The organism is Nitratireductor aquibiodomus NL21 = JCM 21793, assembly GCF_000615975.1.
In the GTDB taxonomy this organism is placed as follows: Bacteria; Pseudomonadota; Alphaproteobacteria; order Rhizobiales; family Rhizobiaceae; genus Nitratireductor; species Nitratireductor aquibiodomus.
On record NZ_BAMP01000025.1, the window covers coordinates 15089 to 34082 of the forward strand.

The following is an 18994-nucleotide window of genomic DNA, read 5'->3' on the forward strand; positions in this document are numbered from 1 at the left end:
ATCATTGTCGAAACCACTCCAGATGAATCAGGAGGACAATGATGAACCTTGTACACAGGAGAATACTTACTGGAACGACGTCCGCAGCCCTTGCACTCAGTCTGGCGCTGCCCGCTGCAGCAATTGACCTTGGCGGTGTGAGCGTCGGCGGTAATGACAATGGTGGCGTCAGCGTTGGCGTAGGCGGCGTCTCCGCTTCAGTCGGCACGAACAATGGTGTGTCGGCCGACGTCAATGCCGATCTGGGATCGACATCAGCCAATGTCGGCGCTTCCGTCGGAGGCGGCAGCATTGCCGGCGTCGATGCAAACGCGAATGTGGGAGGCGCTGCAAGCGCGAGAAGCAGCACCACTGTTGGCGGAGGCGGTGGCAGCCTCTTTGGCTCAAGCACAACAGCATCCATTGGCGGCAGCAACGGGCTGAATGCCGGCGTGGAAGCAAACGTGGGAAGCGGAGGCATCGGGGCTGGCATTAATCTTGGCCTGGGCGCTCGCAACCGCCCTGGACCTGGGACGCCTGGACCCGGAACGCCAGGCACCGGCACCCCCGGTGTGAACGTCCCCGGCAATGGCAATAGTGGAAATCTTGGACGCCGCGCCATTAGCGGCCTCAGCGAGCAGCAGCTCGCCATCTACCGCAAACGCTGCGTGAACATTCTGCGCAGCCCGAGCAGCTGGGATTATGACCTCGTGCAACTGTGCAAGCTTTTGCGCCAGGCAGCTGCCCGGTAAAATGCGCGTATAATCGGTGTGGCCCATCTTGCCTGGGCCACACCTGACCGTGTTCGGCAACACCCAGCCAGCATCCGTGGTCGCGTCGAGTCGACCCTGAAGACCGGGCCCGCAGCGCGGCGGTAGTCCGTCACGCGCCATGTTGACGATTTGAGACCCAGCCACGCCCATAGCAAGTCCGCCCTCCCCAATCGAACAGACGTTACCCCCGGCTGAAACAGGATCCGCCCTGTCGACCGTATCAGCATTGCCTGGACAGCGCTTTTTTCGTGCGCCCTTCGAGGGCCTGCGCCGGATCCAAATGCTCGATCATGTAAACAGAAATAATTAATATAAAAAATCAACACACTTTGTATATTAATTCTAATATTCATTCAATAAACCATACAGACAATAAAACTATTACACACATACAACAAACAATAGCATCCTCCTCGCTTTAAATATTTCGATCCGAAAGGAGGATGAAAATGAATATTATACGAAAGAATATGCTCATCATCATGGCGAGCGGGGCGATTGCACTCGCGATGGCGCTGCCGGCTGCGGCAATCGACATTGGCGGCGTCAGCGTTGGCGGGAATGACAATGGCGGGGTCAGCGCCAGTGTCGGTGGGGTCTCCGCATCGGTTGGAACCAGCGACGGCGTATCGGCCAACGTAGGTGCAGACCTCGGATCGACCTCGACCAGTGTCGGCGCTTCAGTCGGCGGAGGCGGCAGCCTGGCTGACGTCAACGCAGATGCAAATGTCGGAGGTGCTGTCAGCGCCACGAGCAACACAACGGTCGGCGGCGCTGGCGGCCTCCTCGGCTCAAGCACCTCCGCATCCATTAATGGCGGCAGCGGTCTGAATGCCAATGTCGGCGCAAACATTGGAAGCGGCGGCGTGAATGCTGGCGTTGGTGCGAATGTCGGAACCGGCAGCCTTGGCGCGCTTTTCCGGTTCGGTCTCGGCAGGCGCAACAACTCCGACGACAAGGGTTCGGATGCAGGCAATCCTGGAGGACACAACCCGGGCAATGGCGGCGGCATCTCTACAGGCGGCAATCGCGGCAGCAAGAACTTTGGACGCCGCTCCCTCAGCGGCCTCAGCGATCAGCAGATCGCCGTCTACCGCAAACGCTGTGTGAACATTCTGCGCAATCCGAACGCGTGGGACTACGATCTCGTGCAGTTGTGCAAGTTCCTGCGCCAGGCAGCAGCCCGGTGAGGAGCGCGAACAACAGCGGTGTGGCCCATTTTGACTGGGCCACACCTGTCTGCTTTCGGCAACACCAGGCATTTTCCGACACGGCCCGGCATCAGCTTTGACGGTCACGGCTTGCCAGGCTGGCGGCGAGCCGTCAAAACGCCGTCATGTTGACGATTTCAAACCTATCGCTGCGCATCGCCGGACGACTTCTGATCGATCAGGCATCGCTTACCCTCCCCGCTGGAACCAAGGCTGGCCTTGTGGGCCGCAACGGCACCGGCAAGACCACGCTTTTTCGCGCCATCACCGGGGACCTCGTCTCAGAGACCGGTACCGTCAGCGTGCCGAAAGGAACCCGAATAGGCCAGGTCGCACAGGAAGCACCGGGCACGGACGAACCGCTCATCGACATCGTGCTGCGGGCGGACACCGAACGCGAAGCGCTGCTGAATGAAGCCAAGACGGCAACAGACGCTCACAGAATTGCGGAAATCCAGACGCGATTAACCGATATCGACGCCCATTCGGCAGAGGCCCGGGCAGCATCCATCCTGTCCGGCCTTGGTTTCGACGCGGACGCGCAGAAGCGCCCCGCTTCTTCGTTTTCCGGTGGCTGGCGCATGCGCGTGGCGCTGGCAGCGGTGCTCTTTACCCAGCCCGACCTCTTGCTGCTCGACGAACCGACGAACTATCTGGATCTCGAAGGTACGCTCTGGCTCGAGAACTATCTGTCGCGCTATCCGCACACGGTTCTTCTCATCAGCCACGATCGCGATCTTCTCAACCGGGCCGTTTCGTCCATCGTGCATCTGGAGCGCAAGAAACTGACCTTCTGGCGCGGCGGGTACGACCAGTTCGCCCGGCAATATGCCGAGAAGGCGGAGCTTCAGGAAAAGATGCGCGTGAAACAGGACGCGCAGCGCAAGCACATGCAGTCCTTTGTCGACCGCTTTCGCTACAAGGCGTCCAAGGCTCGCCAGGCGCAGTCACGCCTGAAGGCGCTGGAACGCATGTCGCCCATGGCCGCGGTGGTGAACGAGACGGTGCTGCCGTTCCGCTTTCCAAACCCGGAAAAGGCGGTCGCCTCCCCGATCATCGCGCTCGATGGCGGCGCCGTCGGCTATACGCCCGGCAAGCCCGTTCTGCGCGGGCTTTCGCTGCGCATCGACAATGACGACCGGATCGCGCTTCTTGGCGCGAACGGCAACGGCAAGTCGACATTCGCAAAGCTGATTGCCGACCGGCTGACGCTGGAAAAGGGCTCGAAGACCGTTGCACCCGGACTGAAAGTCTCGATCTTCGCCCAGCATCAGCTTGACGACCTGCGCCCGGACGAGGACGCCTACCAGCACCTGAGACGGCTGATGCCCGACGCGCCAGAAGCGAAAGTGCGGGCACGGGTGGCGCAGTTCGGCCTGACCACCGAAAAGATGTCGACGCCTGCCCGCGACCTGTCAGGCGGCGAGAAGGCACGCCTTCTGATGGGGCTCGCCACATTCGAGGCCCCGCATCTGCTCATCCTTGACGAGCCGACGAACCACCTCGACATCGACAGCCGCGAGGCGCTTGTCGAGGCGCTGAACATGTTCGACGGGGCGGTGATCCTCATCAGCCACGACCGCCACCTGATCGAGGCGACCGCGGACCGGCTGTGGATCGTCGGTGACGGGACCGTCTCGTCCTATGAAGGTGATATGGACGATTACCGCGCCCGTATGACGGGCGGCGCCAGCCGCAACCGGGAGAAGCGGGAAACGGACAAGGCCTCCAAGGCGGACAAGCGCAAGGAGGCAGCCCGCAAGCGCGCAGCCCTCGAGCCGCTTGCCAAGGAAATCAAGGCAACCGAGGGGTTGATCGATCGGACACGCAAGCGGATCGATGCCATCGAGGCGCGGCTTGCCGATACGAGCCTTTACGACAAGGAGCCGAAAAAGGTTTCGGAACTGGCCAAGGAGCGCTCCGATCTTGCCACCATGCTGGCAAGGCACGAAGATCGGTGGCTGACGCTTTCCAGCGAGTATGAGGAAGGAATGGCCTGATGGCACCGCCGCTCACCATCGGCTTCGACGCGGACGACACGCTCTGGCACAATGAGCGCTTCTACCGCCTGACCGAGGCCCGTTTTGCCGAGCTTCTCGCCGATTTCGCCGACGCCGGGCATCTGACCGAGCGGCTTCTTCAGGCCGAGAAGCGCAATCTCGGCAAATACGGCTTTGGCATCAAGGGGTTTACCCTCTCCATGATCGAGACCGCTGTCGAGGTGACGGACGGGCGTGTGCCCGCCGCGACGATCCGCGACATTCTCGACGCAGGCCGCGAAATGCTCGATCATCCCGTCGAGACGCTGCCTCATGCAAAGGAAGCGCTGGAAGCGCTTTCCGGGCGCCATCGGCTGGTGCTGATCACCAAGGGCGACCTTTTCGATCAGGAACGCAAGCTGGCGGCTTCGGGTCTTGGCGATTACTTCGACGCCGTCGAGATCGTCAGCGACAAGTCGCGCGGGACCTATCAGCGGATTTTCGCGGCGCATGGCGACGGGCCGGACCATGCGATGATGATCGGCAACTCCCTCAAATCCGATGTGATCCCGGCAATCGAGGCAGGCGCCTGGGGGGTGTTCGTGCCGCACGACCTGACCTGGTCGCACGAGCACGCGGACGAACCGGACGCCGCACCCCGCTTCCGAAAGATCGTACATCTGGGTGAAATCGAAGCAGTTCTGGCGGAAATCGGTTAGCGATTTCGGTGGATTGGTGGTGCCGGGCGCCCTCGCCCTCCGACAAGCTCAGAGTGAGGGCTTTTGCAAGGCAGCGCGCGCCACGGGCCGAAAGCGAATCGGCCGCCTACGCCTTCTTCTGCCAGCGTCTGTCCGGCCCCTGCTGCCAATAGGTGACCGCGTGACCGGCTGATTTGAGCGATTTCCAGTGTCCGCGCGCTGCATCGAGCTGGGCCGCATCGTGGCCGTCGAACATCACGACGGCACGTTCATATCCGTCCACACCGGTCGGATCGGCTCCGTCAACGAAAAAGCGAATCTGCGCGCCATTCGGATTGGATGCGGCATCGGTCAAAAGCACCGGCTGATGCCCGGGATGCGCGTCACGGTCCGTGCCATGGGCGAGGAAAGCTTCCTCGCGCCATGTCCACAGCCAGTTATCGAGCGCGTCGCAACGCTCGCGAGTGCCTGTCTGGACCACCACCCTCCACCCCCGCTCGAGGCTTTTCTCCACCAGAGGTGGCAGCGCCTCCTCCAGGGTCGATTCGGTCAGGTGGTAGAAGAGAACATCCATCGGCCTATTCGTAGCTGTCGGCCACCAGGCGATCGAGAAGGCGCACGCCGAAGCCCGAACCCCAGGACCGGTTGATCTCATCGAGCGGCGCGCCCATGGCCGTGCCGGCGACATCCAGATGCGCCCAGGCACCGTCCTTGACAAAGCGCTTCAGAAACTGGGCCGCGGTGATCGACCCGGCCATGCGACCAGCGGAGTTTTTCATGTCCGCATTCTTCGAATCGATCTGCTTGTCATAGTCCTCGCCAAGCGGCAGGCGCCAGACCTTCTCGCCCGTTGCCTCGCCGGCAGAGAAAAGCCGCTCGGCAAGCGTGTCGTCGTTGGAAAACAGACCCGCCCGATGATGACCAAGCGCCACCATGACCGCGCCGGTGAGTGTGGCGAGATCGACCATGAACTGCGGCTTGTAGCGGTCGTTGCAGTACCAGAGCACATCAGCCAGGACGAGGCGCCCCTCCGCATCGGTGTTGATGACCTCAATGGTCTGGCCGGACATGGACGTGACGATGTCGCCGGGGCGCTGGGCATTGCCATCAGGCATGTTTTCGACAAGGCCGATCAAGCCGACGGCATTGACCTTTGCCTTGCGGGCGGTGAGCGCGTGCATGACGCCGACGACGGCGGCGGCACCGCCCATGTCGCCCTTCATGTCTTCCATACCGCCAGCCGGCTTGATGGAAATGCCGCCCGTGTCGAAGACAACGCCCTTGCCAACGAAGGCGACCGGTTTTTCCCTGGCCTTGCCGCCGTTCCACTCAATGATCGCCAGACGCGGGGGGCGCACCGAGCCCTGGGCAACACCCAGAAGCGCGCCCATGCCGAGCTTCTTCATCTCCTTCTCGGTCAGGATCTCGACCTTTGCGCCTAGCTTTTCCAGTTCCTTCGCCTTCGCGGCGAACTCGACCGGGCCCAGAACATTGGCTGGTTCGTTAACGAGGTCACGCGCAAGCACGACGCCATTTGCGACAGCCTCGGCGCGTGCAAAAGCCTTTTTCGCCGCCGATGGATCGGCGCACTGGATGGAAATCTTCAGCTTCTTGGCCGGCTTGTCGTTGCCATTGTCGCGGTTCGTGGTCTTGTATTTGTCGAAGCTGTAGGCGCGCAGAAGCATGCCGAGCGCGATGCCGGCTGCTGCCCCGGCGTCGATTTCGGCGCCGTCAACATCCGCCACGACGGTGACCTCGGAAGCGGACTTGCCGGCGGCCAGCGCCGCACCGCCGATTTTCAAAAGCGCCTCTTCCGCAAGCTCATCGGGCTTGCCGACGCCAATGGCCGTCAGCCGGTCGAGCTGCGAACCGGAGGGCGCCAGAACTTCAACGCTCTTTGCAAGTTTGCCCGAAAATCCCGACACCTCGAAGGCCCTGGCGAGCACGCCCTCCGGATCGCAGGCCTTCGCGTTTTTTCCCAGACCGCCGCCTTCGGACGCCAGAACGATGACGGTGCCCTTGCCGGGCATTGCGAATTTGGCGAAGGAGACGCTCGGTCTGTCGGTCATGATATTTCCCAGATTTCCGTGATTGGTCGATAGAAGGCGCCGGCGATCTTGGAGGTTTTATGCGAATTGGCAAGGCCCGCACGCGGGGGCTTTCGGATTTTTCACCGGTGCGTGCACCCTGCACGGCTCGATTATTGTTCCATAAGCAAGCTGTTAACCGCGTTTGTTTCGCATTTTCTAACCAATCCCACCCACAGTCTCGCAAGGGATAAGAAATGGTGGGCCGCCCTTCAAAGCCGGCAGTTGCGCATTGTGCGCGCGCGTCAGGACCGTTAGGTTCGCGCGCGCCATTAAAGGGCTGTTCCAACGAAACGGATTGTCGATATCCATGCGGGTGATCGAACTTTACATCATGCGTCGCACCTTCGCGCTTTTCGCGGCGGCGTTGCTGTGGGTGCTCGCATTGGTGTGGACGACGCAGGTCCTGAACCGGATCGACCTCGTGACCGACAGTGGCCAGTCCGCCGGCACGTTCTTTTTCGTTGCCGCCCTGGTTCTGCCGTCCGTGATCCCCATCGTGATTCCCTTTGCACTCGGGATCGCCATCGCCCAGACGCTGGCGACGATGAATTCCGATTCCGAGCTGGTGGTCATCAACGCGTCGGGCGCGCCGCGCGCCACCATCATTCGCCCGATCCTCATCATCGCCATCGGTGCCAGCGTTGCCTCCTTCCTGATCAACAACACGCTTGAGCCAGCCTCGCGCCAGGCGTTCCGTTCGGTGCTCGCCAACGCGCGTGCAGATCTCATCACCACTGTGCTGCAGGAGGGGTCTTTCCAGAAGGTGGATGACGGGCTTTTCGTGCAGGTTTCGGAGCGCCTGCCGAACGGGCTGCTCGGCGGCATTTTCGTGGCCGATTCTCGCGATGAGAACACCAAACTCGTCTATCACGCACGAACCGGCGCTGCCGTGGAGCGCGAAGGCGGTTCCATTCTCGTGATGCAGGACGGCATGGTGCAGAGGCAGTCGGCCAATGGTGACGTGTCGACTATCCGTTTCGATTCTTACGCGTTCGATCTTTCGCAGTTCTCAAGCGGGGGTGGTGGAGAACCCACCCTGCATCCCAAGGACCGATCCCTCGCGTTCCTGATGAACCCGGATGTGAACGACAGTTTCTACAAGAAGTCGCCGCAGATCATCCGCGCAGAACTGCATATGCGCCTTTCCGAATGGCTCTACCCGCTCGTTTTCGCCATGGTGGCGCTGGCGGTCGCGGGCGATGCGCGGTCGTTCCGTGAAGCGCGGCTGCACCCGATCGTCACCACGATGGCGATTGCGCTGATCGTGCGATGGATCGGCTTCTACTCGGGCACGGAAGCGGAAAGCTCTCCACTGTTCTCCTTCGTGCTTTATGCCGCTCCCCTTTTGATGATTGGACTATGCGCAGTGTTCATCGCCACCAATCGCGTGATGGAACTGCCAACGCACTGGTCGAGAAGCTGAACGCGCGCATGCAACGACTGACCGACGGCATGACGCACTGGCGCGTCCGGCTCGCAAACAGGCGGACACCGGCCGGGAGGCGTGGATGATCGGCCTGACCCTTGGCGGCTATTTCTTCCGCCGCTACGCATCCATTGCGGCCTGGAATTTCTTCGGTATCGGCCTGTTGATCTTCATCGTGACGTTCGCAGAAGTGTCGAGCCGTTCGGCCGGATTGCCCGGCTATACGGCACAATGGGCTTTTTCACTCGCCGCGCTGCAGACCCCGATCATCCTGCTCCAGGCGATTCCCTTTATCGGGCTCATCGCGGCAATGGCGACGCTGATCAGCCTGAACCGCAAATACGAACTGGTGGTGGCCCGGGCCGCCGGCGTTTCGGCCTGGCAATTCCTGACGCCGATCGCGTTCGGGTCCTTCCTGTTCGGCGTCCTTGCCGTGGCAGCGCTCAACCCGCTGGCGGCCAATGGCTTCGCACAGGCACAGAGCGTCGAAGCCGAAGTGCGCGGGGCCAAGAGCAGCACCAATTCCGAAGCTGAGCAGTGGCTCAAACAGCGCTCGGGCGACGAGGAAACCATTATTGGATCGAGTGCCGTTCTGAACGGCGGCCAGGTGCTGGTGCGCCCGACTTTCTTCCGAATCGATGCCGAGGGCCGGATATTCGAGCGTCTCGACGCCGAGCGGGCCTTCCTGCGCGACGGATACTGGGACCTGCAGGCCGTGGCACGTCGACGCGGTACCGCTGCGGCAGAAAAAATCGAGAGCATCCAGATCGAGACCAACCTGCAGCCGGAGTTCGTCGGCGAGCAACTCGCCCGGCCGGAAGCGACATCGATTTACGCACTGCCCGGGAAGATTGAAGTTGCCCGCTCCTTCGGGCTTAAAGCGAACGCGTTTGCCACGCATTTTCATTCACTTGTGGTGTTGCCCCTGCTCTTGGTCGCCATGACCCTGATTGCCGCTACGGTATCGATGAGATTTACCAGAATGGGACAGTCAGCAACGGTGATTCTGGGTGGAATCCTCGCCGGGTTTCTGCTTTATGTGGTTTCGGTCCTGGTCAAGGCGTTCGGCAGCGCCGGAGTTGTTCCTCCGGTTGTGGCTGCTTGGACGCCTGTGGTCGTGGCGATGTTCTACGGGGTGACTTTCCTATTGTACAAGGAGGACGGTTAGTGGGGGTTGCGGCAAACAGAGCCGGCATGTCCGCACGGTTAGCGCATTTGATGGGCGCGACCGCGCTGGCAACCTTGTGCACCTATACATTGCTCCCGCAGGCCCCTGCCCTGGCGCAGACGGGCGGTCTGGACGTTGCCGACCTGCCGCAGGACGCCCAGATGCTCCTGACGGCCGACAATCTCATTTACGATAACGATCTCAACACGATCACCGCCGCAGGCGGCGTGCAGATCGAGTATGCAGGCAACAGCCTTGTGGCTGACCGTGTCGTCTATGACCGCAGGACGTCGCGCGTGGTGGCGCGCGGGCGCGTGCAGATCGTCGAACAAGACGGCAACAAGATCTTTGCCGACGAAATCGACGTGACCGACGACTTCCGCGATGGATTCGTCAACGCCCTGCGAATCGAGACCGTCGACAAAACCTATTTCGCCGCCGAGAGCGCAGAGCGTTCAGGCGGGCGTCTGACGACCTTCAACAATGGCGTCTACACGGCGTGTGAGCCGTGCCGCGAAAAGCCGGGCAAACCTCCGATCTGGCAGATCAAGGCACAGAAGATCATCTGGAACGGCGAATCGAAAACCGTCCGGTTTGAAGGCTCACGCTTCGAATTCTTCGGCATGCCGATCGCCTACCTGCCTTTCTTCGAAGTCGCGGACCCGACGGTGAAGCGGAAGTCCGGCTTCCTCATTCCCGGCGCTTCCTACAAGAAAGAAATGGGGGTTGGCGTCAGCGTCCCCTACTATTTCGCATTCTCCCCTACCTACGACCTGACCGTCACCGGAACCTACTACACCAGGCAGGGCTTTCTGGGCGAGGCCGAGTGGCGCCAGCGCTTCGACAACGGCCAGTACAGCATCAAGATCGCGGGCATCAAACAGCAGGAACCAGAGGCCTGGGGCGCAAACAGCGTCAATGGCAGCGAAACCGGCCGCGGCATGATCGGTTCGAAAGGGCAGTTCCGCATCAATCCGCGCTGGTCATTCGGCTGGGATGTTCTGGCGCAGACCGACAAGAATTTTTCGCGCACCTATGGCATCGATGGTTTTTCCGACACGGTTCAGACATCGCAGCTCTACCTGACAGGCCTCGACGACCGGAATTTCTTCGACCTCAGAGCCTATCATTTCGACATTCAGGAAGATGTTCTGGATACCTCGCCCAACGCGCGGAACGACAAGCAGCCCTGGGTGCTGCCGAGCTTCGATTATTCCTACACACCGGATGAGGCCGTTGCCGGCGGCGAGCTGAATTTCGATGTGAACGTGCAGAACGTCTATCGGGACAGCCTTAGCCAATCGATCGTCAACGCGGATTCCACCAGGATCGACGGCGTCGAGGGTCTGGCCAGCCGTATGACGGCCGAGGCCGAGTGGAAACGTTCCTTCGTCAGCGCGGGCGGTCTGGTGGTGACACCGATTCTGCAGGCACGTGGCGATGCGATCTACACCGACTACGATGCAACGACCGTCAACGGCGTCACGAGTTTCGAGCTGAACGGAACCGCCGTCGGCAGCGACGTGCGCTCTTCCTATTACCGCTACATGGCGACGGCCGGCCTCGAAGCTCGCTGGCCGATCCTCTTCTCCACCTCGAGCGCCAGCCATGTTCTGGAGCCGATGGCGCAGGTTTTCCTGCGCCCGGACGCCCCCTATCAGGACAGGCTCGGCATTCCGAACGAAGACGCCCAGTCGCTTGTCTTCGACGCAACGACGCTGTTCGAGCGCGACAAATTCTCCGGTTATGACCGGATCGAAGGCGGCACGCGCGCCAATGTCGGCATCCGCTATTCCGGCAGCTTCGCCAATGGATGGACCACACAGGGGCTGTTCGGCCAGTCGTATCATCTGGCCGGCGCCAACCCGTATGCGCAGACTGATCTTGTGCACGCCGGCGCCTATTCCGGCCTGGAGACCGATGTCTCCGATTTTGTCGGCATGATCGGCATTGCCAGCCCGAACGGATTCGCGTTCTCCGCCGGTGCACGGTTTGATGAGAAAACATTCGACATTCGCCGCACCGACCTGAAAACGGCAGCCACTTTCGGACAGCTCACAACATCGCTGCAATATGCATATATCGAAGCGCAGCCGCTTTACGGCTTCGAAGATGACCGTCAGGAAGTCACCGGTGTGGCCAAGGTTCGCTTTGACGAAAACTGGAGCGGCTTTGCTTCGGGCACATATGACGTCGAAAGCCAGACCCTGGTGAAAAATGACTACGGGTTCTCCTACGGGGATGAGTGCTTCATCTATTCGATGACCTATTCGCGCAGCAAGAACCGCGACACGCAGGAAGTCAGCCAGTCCTTCGGCTTCCGTATATCACTGCGCACGATCGGCGACTTCGGAACGAGCAGCGGCGATATGAACACCAGCTTCTAGTTTTTTTCTGAAAGGCCCCGTTTGATCGACGGGGCCGCCTTCATGAGCGTCTATGGCCTGCCGCAGCGTCAAAGGTCATGTTTTTGCCCCACGCGCTGTCGATAAAAACAGCCTAAGGGACTGTAGCTCCCGTGCATTTGCTGTTATCTCAGTCGCAATTGCGGGGTGCAAAGATGAGAAAAATGACGATGTTTAGCAATTGCAGACGCTTCCTGCGCACAGGCGTTCTGACGCTGGCCATGGCGGCGGCAATGCCTCTGTTCAATGGAGCTGGCGCACTGGCGACGGAAATTCGCTACGTGGTGAACAACGTTCCGATTACGAGCTACGATATCGACCGCCGCGTGGCGTTTCTAAAGCTTCAGCGTGAAGGCGGCAATCTGCGCCAGAAGGCCACGGATCAGATGATCGAGCAGACGTTGAAGCTGCAGGAAATGCAGCGCCGCAATGTCAACATTCCGGACGAGATGGTGAATCAGGCCTATGCCCGCTTCGCCAACGGCAACCGGATGTCGACAAGCCAGCTGAACACTGTGCTTGCACAAAGCGGTGTGACTTCCGATCACTTCAAGGAGTTCATTCGCTCCCAGATCGGCTGGGGCCGTGTCATGCAGGCCCGCACCAGCTCGACCGGCCGCATGAGCGAACAGGATGTCGTCGCCAAGATGCTCGAGCAGGGCGGCAGCAAGCCCAGCGCGACCGAATACATGCTCCAGCAGGTGATTTTTGTCGTTCCATCAGGCGAACGTTCGAGCCTGCTTGGCAAGCGCAAGCGTGAGGCGCAGGCAATGCGCGACCGGTTCCAGGGTTGCGACAGCACGCGCCAATTTGCCAAGGGGCTGATCGACGTGACGGTGCGCGACCTGGGGCGTGTTCTTGAGCCGGAACTTCCCACGGACTGGAAAGACCAAATCAAGAAGACCTCCCCCGGCAATGCGACGGGTGTGCGCGAGACAGATCGGGGTGTCGAGTTCATCGGCGTGTGCAGCACGCGCGAGGTCTCCGACGACCGGGTTGCGCAGATGGTGTTCCAGAACGAAAATTCCGGGAACGACGCCATGGAAAAGGAAGCGCAGGCGTATCTCGCCGAGCTGCGCAAGAACGCACGTATCAGCCAGCGCTGATCGGTCAAGGGCCCGGACTGACCGGGCCCCTTTCTTTCACCCAGGTGTTTCTCCAAGAGGAGATGGCTCGTGCTCCCGCTCGCGCTCAGCATCGGCGATCCCTCCGGGATAGGCCCCGAGATCATCCTTCAGGCCTGGCTTGAGAGGAACAGGCTCGGGTTGCCCCGGTTCTATGTACTGGGCGATCCTGGCCTGCTCGCAGCGCGTGCACGCCGCCTGGACCTCGACGTTCCGCTCTCAGAAGCCGATCCGGAGGCGGCGTCCGCCGTCTTTTCCGAGCGTCTGCCCGTGTCGCCGCTCCAGAACAGGCTGGCAGATAATCCCGGGCATCCCGAAACGGTGAATGCTGCGGGCGTGATCGAGGCGATATCGCGCGCCGTTGACGACACGATGCAGAAGCGCGCGGCGGCTGTTATCACCGCGCCCATCGCCAAGAAGCCGCTCTATGATGCCGGTTTCCGTTTTCCCGGCCATACCGAGTATCTCGGCCATCTCGCAGAGGAGGTCACCGGACGCGCGGCCACGCCCGTGATGATGCTTGCCGGGCCAGAACTGCGCACCGTGCCTGTGACCGTGCACGAGGCGCTGGCAAGCGTTCCCACGACCCTTACGCAATCGCTGGTGGAAGAGACGGCCCGGATTGCGGCGCGTGACCTCAGGGAACGGTTCGGCATTTCCGCACCCCGCCTCGCCATTGCCGGTCTCAACCCGCATGCGGGAGAAGGCGGAGCGATGGGAACGGAAGACCGCGATGTCATCGCGCCGGCAATCCACGCATTGCAGGCGGAGGGCATCAACGCGTTCGGTCCCCTGCCCGCCGACACGATGTTCCACGCGCGCGCCCGCCAGGCTACGACGCGGCACTGTGCATGTATCACGATCAGGCACTGATCCCGGTGAAAACCATCGCCTTCGACGAGACGGTGAACGTCACGCTCGGTCTTCCCTTCATCCGCACCTCTCCCGACCATGGCACGGCCTTCGACATTGCCGGGAAGGGCATCGCGCGGGCCGACAGCATGATTGCGGCGATCAGGCTCGCGCGTGAGCTGGCGGACAATGCCGGTGGCGCGCGATGAGCGCGGACGGGCTTCCGCCGCTGCGCGAGGTTATCTCCCGCTATGGCCTTGCGGCAAAGAAATCGCTCGGCCAGAATTTTCTACTCGATCTCAATCTGACGGCCAAAGTGGCGCGTGCTGCCGGCGATCTCGAAGGCGCGACTGTGATCGAGGTCGGGCCCGGCCCCGGAGGGCTGACGCGTGCATTGCTGATGGCGGGCGCGGAGCGGGTTATCGCCGTGGAGCGAGACGAGCGCTGCCTTGACGCGCTGGCAGAGGTCGCCGCGCACTATCCGGGACAGCTCGACGTTGTGAGTGGCGATGCCATGGAGACGGATTTTGCCGCTCTGGCCACGAACGCGCAGGGCGAGGTGCGAATCGTGGCGAACCTGCCCTATAACATCGGCACCGAGCTTCTGGTGCGCTGGCTTACGCCCGGGGGATGGCCCCCCTTCTATGCGTCGATGACACTGATGTTCCAGCGCGAAGTCGCGCAACGCATCGTTGCCAGTGCCGGCGACAAGGCCTATGGCCGGCTTGGGGTTCTGGCCGGGTGGCGCACGGAGGCGAAGATTGCTTTCGACCTGCCGCCACAGGCCTTCACCCCGCCGCCCAAGGTAACCTCTTCGGTGGTGCACATCGTCCCGCGCGCGGCGCCGCTGGCCGTCGAGCCGGCGAAACTGGCGAAGATCACCGAAGCGGCCTTCGGGCAGCGCCGCAAAATGCTGCGCCAGAGCCTGAAATCGCTCGGTGGGGAGGCGCTTCTGGCGCGGGCGGGCATCGATGCCACGCGCCGGGCAGAGACGCTTTCGGTGGCGGAATTCGTGGCGCTTGCAAACAACGCCTGAGCGTCAGTTTGGCTCTTCTGCGAGAAGCCCTGCCACGAAATCAAACAGGCCGGGACGCCGGTCGCGGCGCAGACGCTCCGCCTCGACAATGGAGCGGACGGCCGAAAAGGCCGGGTCGAGCTGTTCGTTGATGACCACGTAGTCGTAATCGATCCACTTCTCGATCTCGGTGCGCGCGTTCCTGAGACGCGTCTGGATGATCTCCGGCGTATCCTCGGCCCGGCGTGTGAGGCGACCGAGAAGCTCCTTCATGGTCGGCGGCAGGATGAAGATGGACACGACATCTCCGCGCATTTTCTCGCGCAACTGCTCAGCGCCCTGCCAGTCGATGTCGAACAGCATGTCGCGGCCCTCGGTCAGCGCCTTTTCAACCGGCGCCCGGGGCGTGCCGTAAAAATTGCCGTGAACCTCTGCCCATTCGAGCAATTCGTCATTGTCGCGCATGATCTCGAATTCGCGCTGCGACTTGAAATGATAATGCACGCCCTCGATCTCGCTGCCGCGGCGCGCGCGGGTCGTCACGCTGACAGAAAGCTCGAAACCGGGAACCTGCGCCAGAAGCGTGCGCGCGATGGTGGATTTTCCGGCACCCGAGGGCGAGGACAACACCAGCATCAGGCCGCGGCGCGCGACGTCGGTCAAAGCGGCAGGAGATATTTCCGAGGACATGGTCTACTCCAGATTTTGCACCTGCTCGCGAAACTGATCAACCACGGCCTTCAACTCCAGGCCGATGGCCGTCACCGTTGCCGCGTTGGATTTTGAGCAAAGCGTGTTGGATTCGCGATTGAATTCCTGGCCCATAAAATCAAGCTTTCGGCCGATGGGACCGCCGGACGCGATCAGGGCCCGCGCGGCTGCAATGTGCGTGCGCAAGCGATCGATCTCCTCGCGGATGTCGGCCTTGGCGGCAAGGATGGCGGCTTCCGCATGCAGTCGGTCCGCATCGAAGCCGGTGGTCGCATCCATGAGACGGGCCACCTGCTCCCGCAGACGCTCCCGGATGGCCTCCGGCGAGCGCGACGGGTCGGCCTCGACCTGATCGGTCAGCGCTTCGATGCGCGACACCTGATCGAGCAATATGGCTTCCAGTGCCCCACCTTCCGCACGGCGGGCTTCTTCAAGCCCCCGGAGAGCATCGTCAAGGGCGGCAAGGATCGCCTCGTCGAGGGAGGCGCGCAGGTCTTCGTCAGCCACGGGATCGGCAAAATCGAGGACCCCGCGCAGGGCAAGGAGCCCGTCGGCTGTCGCCGGAGCCGTGCCGAACTGCTCCTGAAGCCGGCCGGCAAGTGCTGCAACCTCTTTCAGAAAATCCTCGTCCACGACCGGACGGCGCAGGGCATCGCTCTGCGTAAAGGTCAGGGAAGCCTGTACATTTCCACGGGCAAAGCACTTTTGCAGGCGCTGGCGGGCCATCGGCTCGATACGCTCGAACCCCGGCGGCAGGCGAAAACGGGCTTCAAGGCTCCGCCCATTGACCGACTTGATCTCCCAGACGATACCGCCGGCATCATGATCACGCGCGGCGCGGGCAAAACCCGTCATGCTCTGCAGCCTGCTCATGCGTCCCCTCGTGCAGTCGTTCCCTGCGCGCATGTCCGGCTCAGTTCGAACCGTTCTCGCCCGCGTTTTCTTCCTCTGCCCGACGCTCACGCTCAATCTTGCGCCAGCGTGCGACATTCTCATTGTGCTCTTTGAGCGTTTTGGCGAAAACGTGCCCGCCCGTTCCGTCAGCGACGAAATAGAGTTCGTCGGTCTGGGACGGATTGGCCACCGCCTCCAGCGCTGCCCGGCCGGGATTGGCAATGGGTGTGGGCGGAAGACCGTCGATCAGATAGGTGTTGTAGGGCGTTTTCTTGTCGAGATCGGAGCGATAGATCGGCCGATCGGATGGTTTTCCCTGCCCGCCAAACAGCCCATAGATGATGGTGGGATCCGACTGCAGCCGCATGCCCTTGCGCAGACGGTTGATAAACACGGCCGCGACGCGCGGACGCTCGTCGGCAATGCCGGTTTCCTTTTCAACGATCGAGCCAGCGTCACGAACTCGTTCTTGTCCTTGACGGGCAGGTCCTCGTCGCGGCGCGCCCAGATGCTGTCCACCAGCTCCTGCTGGTCCTCAAGCAGTTTTTCAACAACGGCGCCACGGTCCATACCGCGTGTAAAGCGCAGCGTATCGGCGGCGAGACTGCCCTCTGCCGGCATCTCCTCGGGCAGCGTGCCGGAAAGCTCTTCGGTTTCGCGGATCCGCTCGAACACCTGGAATACGGTCTGCCCCTCGGGAATGGTGAGCGAATAGAGAACGCTCTTGCCGCTCTTCAGGAGTTCCATGATCTCGTGCATCGATGCACCGGCATCAATGGCGTATTCACCCGCTTTCAGTTCAGAATCCGCCCCATAGGCACGAACGCCGAGCGAAAAGATGCGGGCATCGGAAATGACGCCTTCCCGCTCAAGCAGGCTCGCGATCTGGCGCACACCGGTGTTCGGTTTGATCATCACTGTATCGGCCGTGCGAGACGGACCGGGCTGATGAAACTCACGCTTGCCAAAATAGAAGGCGAAACCGGCAAGAATGACCAGGAAGACTATGGAGGAGAAGACGAAGTTCAGGAAAACCACGAACTGACTGCGCGCGCGCCTGGAGCGCCGCGGCGGCGGTGTGCCGGCCTCCGGCCGCAAAGTCTGGTTGGCCGATTTGAACGTGCGACCACGTTCCTCGCCTGCCTGACGGCCGAAGCCGGAATTGTCGCCGGAAGTCCCTGTCATGCCTCTTGGACCGCTCCCTTCAGAACGGCGCCAATGGTCGCCGGTCCTGTCCTAAATATTCGTGCGTTGAACGTTCACGCAGGCTTCGGAAAAAAACATTTCCCGGGCCTGGCGTCCGCCATTTCGATTCGTGTCCGTCAGACTGAATTGCGAAAATGGCAAAACTGCAAGCCCGTTAGTGGAAAGCTTCAGGCGTCATAACGCCTGAAAACGAGAGACGCGTTGGTACCGCCGAAGCCGAACGAGTTGGACAACGCCACGTCAATCTGCCGCTCACGCGGTTTGTTGGGCACCAGATCGATGGGCGTTTCCGCCTGTGGATTGTCGAGATTGATGGTCGGCGGAGCGATGTTGTCGCGGATAGCCAGAACGGAGAAGATGGCTTCTGCCGCACCGGCTGCACCCAATAGATGACCGATCGACGACTTGGTGGACGACATCGACACCTTGCTCGCGGCATCGCCCAGAAGACGCTCCACGGCACCAAGTTCGATCGTGTCCGCCATGGTCGATGTGCCATGCGCGTTGATGTAGTCGAGATCGGCCGCGGTCAGGCCGGCGCGGTTCAGCGCTGCCTTCATGCAGCGATAGGCACCGTCACCATCCTCGGCTGGAGCGGTGATGTGATAGGCGTCGCCCGTGAGGCCGTAGCCAACCACTTCCGCATAAATCTTTGCGCCACGCGCCTTTGCGTGCTCCAACTCTTCCAGAACGACAACGCCGGCACCCTCGCCCATGACAAAACCGTCACGGTCGCGGTCATAGGGCCGGGAAGCCTTTTCAGGCGTGTCGTTGAAGCTGGTGGAAAGCGCCTTGCAGGCCGAAAAGCCGGCAATGGAGAGGCGGGTGATCGGTGCTTCTGCACCACCCGCCAGCATAACGTCTGCGTCGCCGAGCATGATGAGACGGGCTGCGTCACCGATGGCATGCGCGCCTGTGGAACAGGCGGTCACCACCGCGTGGTTCGGTCCCTTCAACGTGGCGAATCGACACCTGGCCCGAAACCAGGTTGATGATGTTGCCGGGGATGAAGAAGGGGCTGATGCGGCGCGGGCCGCGCTCAGCAAGCGTCAAGGCGTTTTCAGCAATGCCCTCGATGCCGCCGATCCCCGAGCCGATGAGCACGCCGGTGGCGTATTTCTCATCGTCGGTTTCCGGTTTCCAGCCCGAATCCTCAAGCGCCTGGTCTGCCGCAGCAATGCCGTAGGTGATGAACTCACCGATCTTGCGCTGCTCGCGCGGCTCCAGAAAGGCATCGGGGTCGAATGCCCCATCGCCTTCGCGCGGGATCGAATTGGCGATCTTGCAGGCCAGGTCATCGACCTCAAAACGATCGATGCGGCTGGCCGCACTCTTGCCCGAAAGCAGGCTGTTCCACCCATGTTCAACACCGAGGCCGAAAGGTGAAAGAAGCCCCATACCGGTGACGACAACGCGTCTCATATGCTGATTATCCGCCTTGACTACGTTTCGTAGCGAAAACG

General features: G+C 61.5%; 12 protein-coding genes and 4 pseudogenes. 10 read left to right on the forward strand and 6 right to left on the reverse strand.

The window, feature by feature from the left end:
- The first annotated feature begins 41 nt into the window (after window positions 1-41).
- From JCM21793_RS09270 to JCM21793_RS09285, 4 genes are all read left to right on the forward strand, one after another.
- A complete protein-coding gene (locus JCM21793_RS09270; RefSeq protein ID WP_036540032.1) occupies window positions 42-731 on the forward strand; it encodes a hypothetical protein in 690 nt (229 codons plus the stop codon).
- A gap of 470 nt (window positions 732-1201) precedes the next feature.
- On the forward strand, window positions 1202-1942 hold the full coding sequence (locus JCM21793_RS09275) for a hypothetical protein (protein ID WP_244439706.1): 741 nt from the start codon (window positions 1202-1204) through the stop codon (window positions 1940-1942).
- A gap of 146 nt (window positions 1943-2088) precedes the next feature.
- On the forward strand, window positions 2089-3963 hold the full coding sequence (locus JCM21793_RS09280) for an ABC-F family ATP-binding cassette domain-containing protein (RefSeq protein ID WP_025030196.1): 1875 nt from the start codon (window positions 2089-2091) through the stop codon (window positions 3961-3963).
- Complete coding sequence (locus tag JCM21793_RS09285; RefSeq protein ID WP_036540025.1) at window positions 3963-4661, forward strand: HAD family hydrolase; 699 nt, start codon at window positions 3963-3965, stop codon at window positions 4659-4661. The genes JCM21793_RS09280 and JCM21793_RS09285 overlap by 1 nt, the downstream gene beginning before the upstream one ends.
- A gap of 106 nt (window positions 4662-4767) precedes the next feature.
- Here JCM21793_RS09285 and JCM21793_RS09290 read toward each other — a convergent pair whose 3' ends face one another.
- Window positions 4768-5214 (reverse strand): DNA polymerase III subunit chi, encoded by a 447-nt coding sequence (locus JCM21793_RS09290; protein ID WP_007007679.1) that lies wholly within the window; start codon window positions 5212-5214, stop codon window positions 4768-4770.
- A gap of 4 nt (window positions 5215-5218) precedes the next feature.
- Window positions 5219-6709, reverse strand: coding sequence for a leucyl aminopeptidase (locus tag JCM21793_RS09295; protein ID WP_025030198.1), 1491 nt, complete (start codon window positions 6707-6709; stop codon window positions 5219-5221).
- 328 nt (window positions 6710-7037) lie between these two features.
- Here JCM21793_RS09295 and JCM21793_RS09300 point away from each other — a divergent pair.
- The 6 genes and pseudogenes from JCM21793_RS09300 to rsmA all read left to right on the forward strand — a co-directional run bounded on the left by JCM21793_RS09300 (window position 7038) and on the right by rsmA (window position 14741).
- Window positions 7038-8242: pseudogene (locus tag JCM21793_RS09300) on the forward strand (LptF/LptG family permease).
- On the forward strand, window positions 8239-9324 hold the full coding sequence (gene lptG / locus JCM21793_RS09305) for an LPS export ABC transporter permease LptG (protein WP_025030200.1): 1086 nt from the start codon (window positions 8239-8241) through the stop codon (window positions 9322-9324). The pseudogene JCM21793_RS09300 and the gene lptG overlap by 4 nt, the downstream one beginning before the upstream one ends.
- 26 nt (window positions 9325-9350) lie before the next feature.
- Window positions 9351-11711, forward strand: a complete 2361-nt coding sequence (locus JCM21793_RS09310) for an LPS-assembly protein LptD (protein ID WP_244439707.1) — start codon at window positions 9351-9353, stop codon at window positions 11709-11711.
- A 188-nt stretch (window positions 11712-11899) separates the two neighbouring features.
- Complete coding sequence (locus JCM21793_RS09315) at window positions 11900-12835, forward strand: peptidylprolyl isomerase (RefSeq protein WP_007007684.1); 936 nt, start codon at window positions 11900-11902, stop codon at window positions 12833-12835.
- Between the two features lie 69 nt (window positions 12836-12904).
- Window positions 12905-13914, forward strand: a pseudogene (pdxA, locus tag JCM21793_RS25030) (4-hydroxythreonine-4-phosphate dehydrogenase PdxA).
- A complete protein-coding gene (rsmA, locus tag JCM21793_RS09325) occupies window positions 13911-14741 on the forward strand; it encodes a 16S rRNA (adenine(1518)-N(6)/adenine(1519)-N(6))-dimethyltransferase RsmA (protein WP_025030202.1) in 831 nt (276 codons plus the stop codon). The pseudogene pdxA and the gene rsmA overlap by 4 nt, the downstream one beginning before the upstream one ends.
- 3 nt (window positions 14742-14744) lie before the next feature.
- On the opposite strand, the gene gmk is transcribed toward rsmA, so the two are convergent.
- The 4 genes and pseudogenes from gmk to fabF form a co-directional block, all read right to left on the reverse strand.
- Complete coding sequence (gene gmk, locus JCM21793_RS09330) at window positions 14745-15410, reverse strand: guanylate kinase (protein ID WP_025030203.1); 666 nt, start codon at window positions 15408-15410, stop codon at window positions 14745-14747.
- Between the two features lie 3 nt (window positions 15411-15413).
- Window positions 15414-16304 carry a YicC/YloC family endoribonuclease gene (locus JCM21793_RS09335; protein ID WP_025030204.1) on the reverse strand — a complete coding sequence of 297 codons (891 nt, stop codon included), beginning with the start codon at window positions 16302-16304 and terminating at the stop codon, window positions 15414-15416.
- Window positions 16305-16344: 40 nt separating this feature from the next.
- Window positions 16345-17510, reverse strand: a pseudogene (gene mltG / locus JCM21793_RS25035) (endolytic transglycosylase MltG).
- A 188-nt stretch (window positions 17511-17698) separates the two neighbouring features.
- Window positions 17699-18953 (reverse strand): annotated as a pseudogene (gene fabF, locus JCM21793_RS25040) (beta-ketoacyl-ACP synthase II).
- Window positions 18954-18994 lie beyond the last annotated feature (41 nt).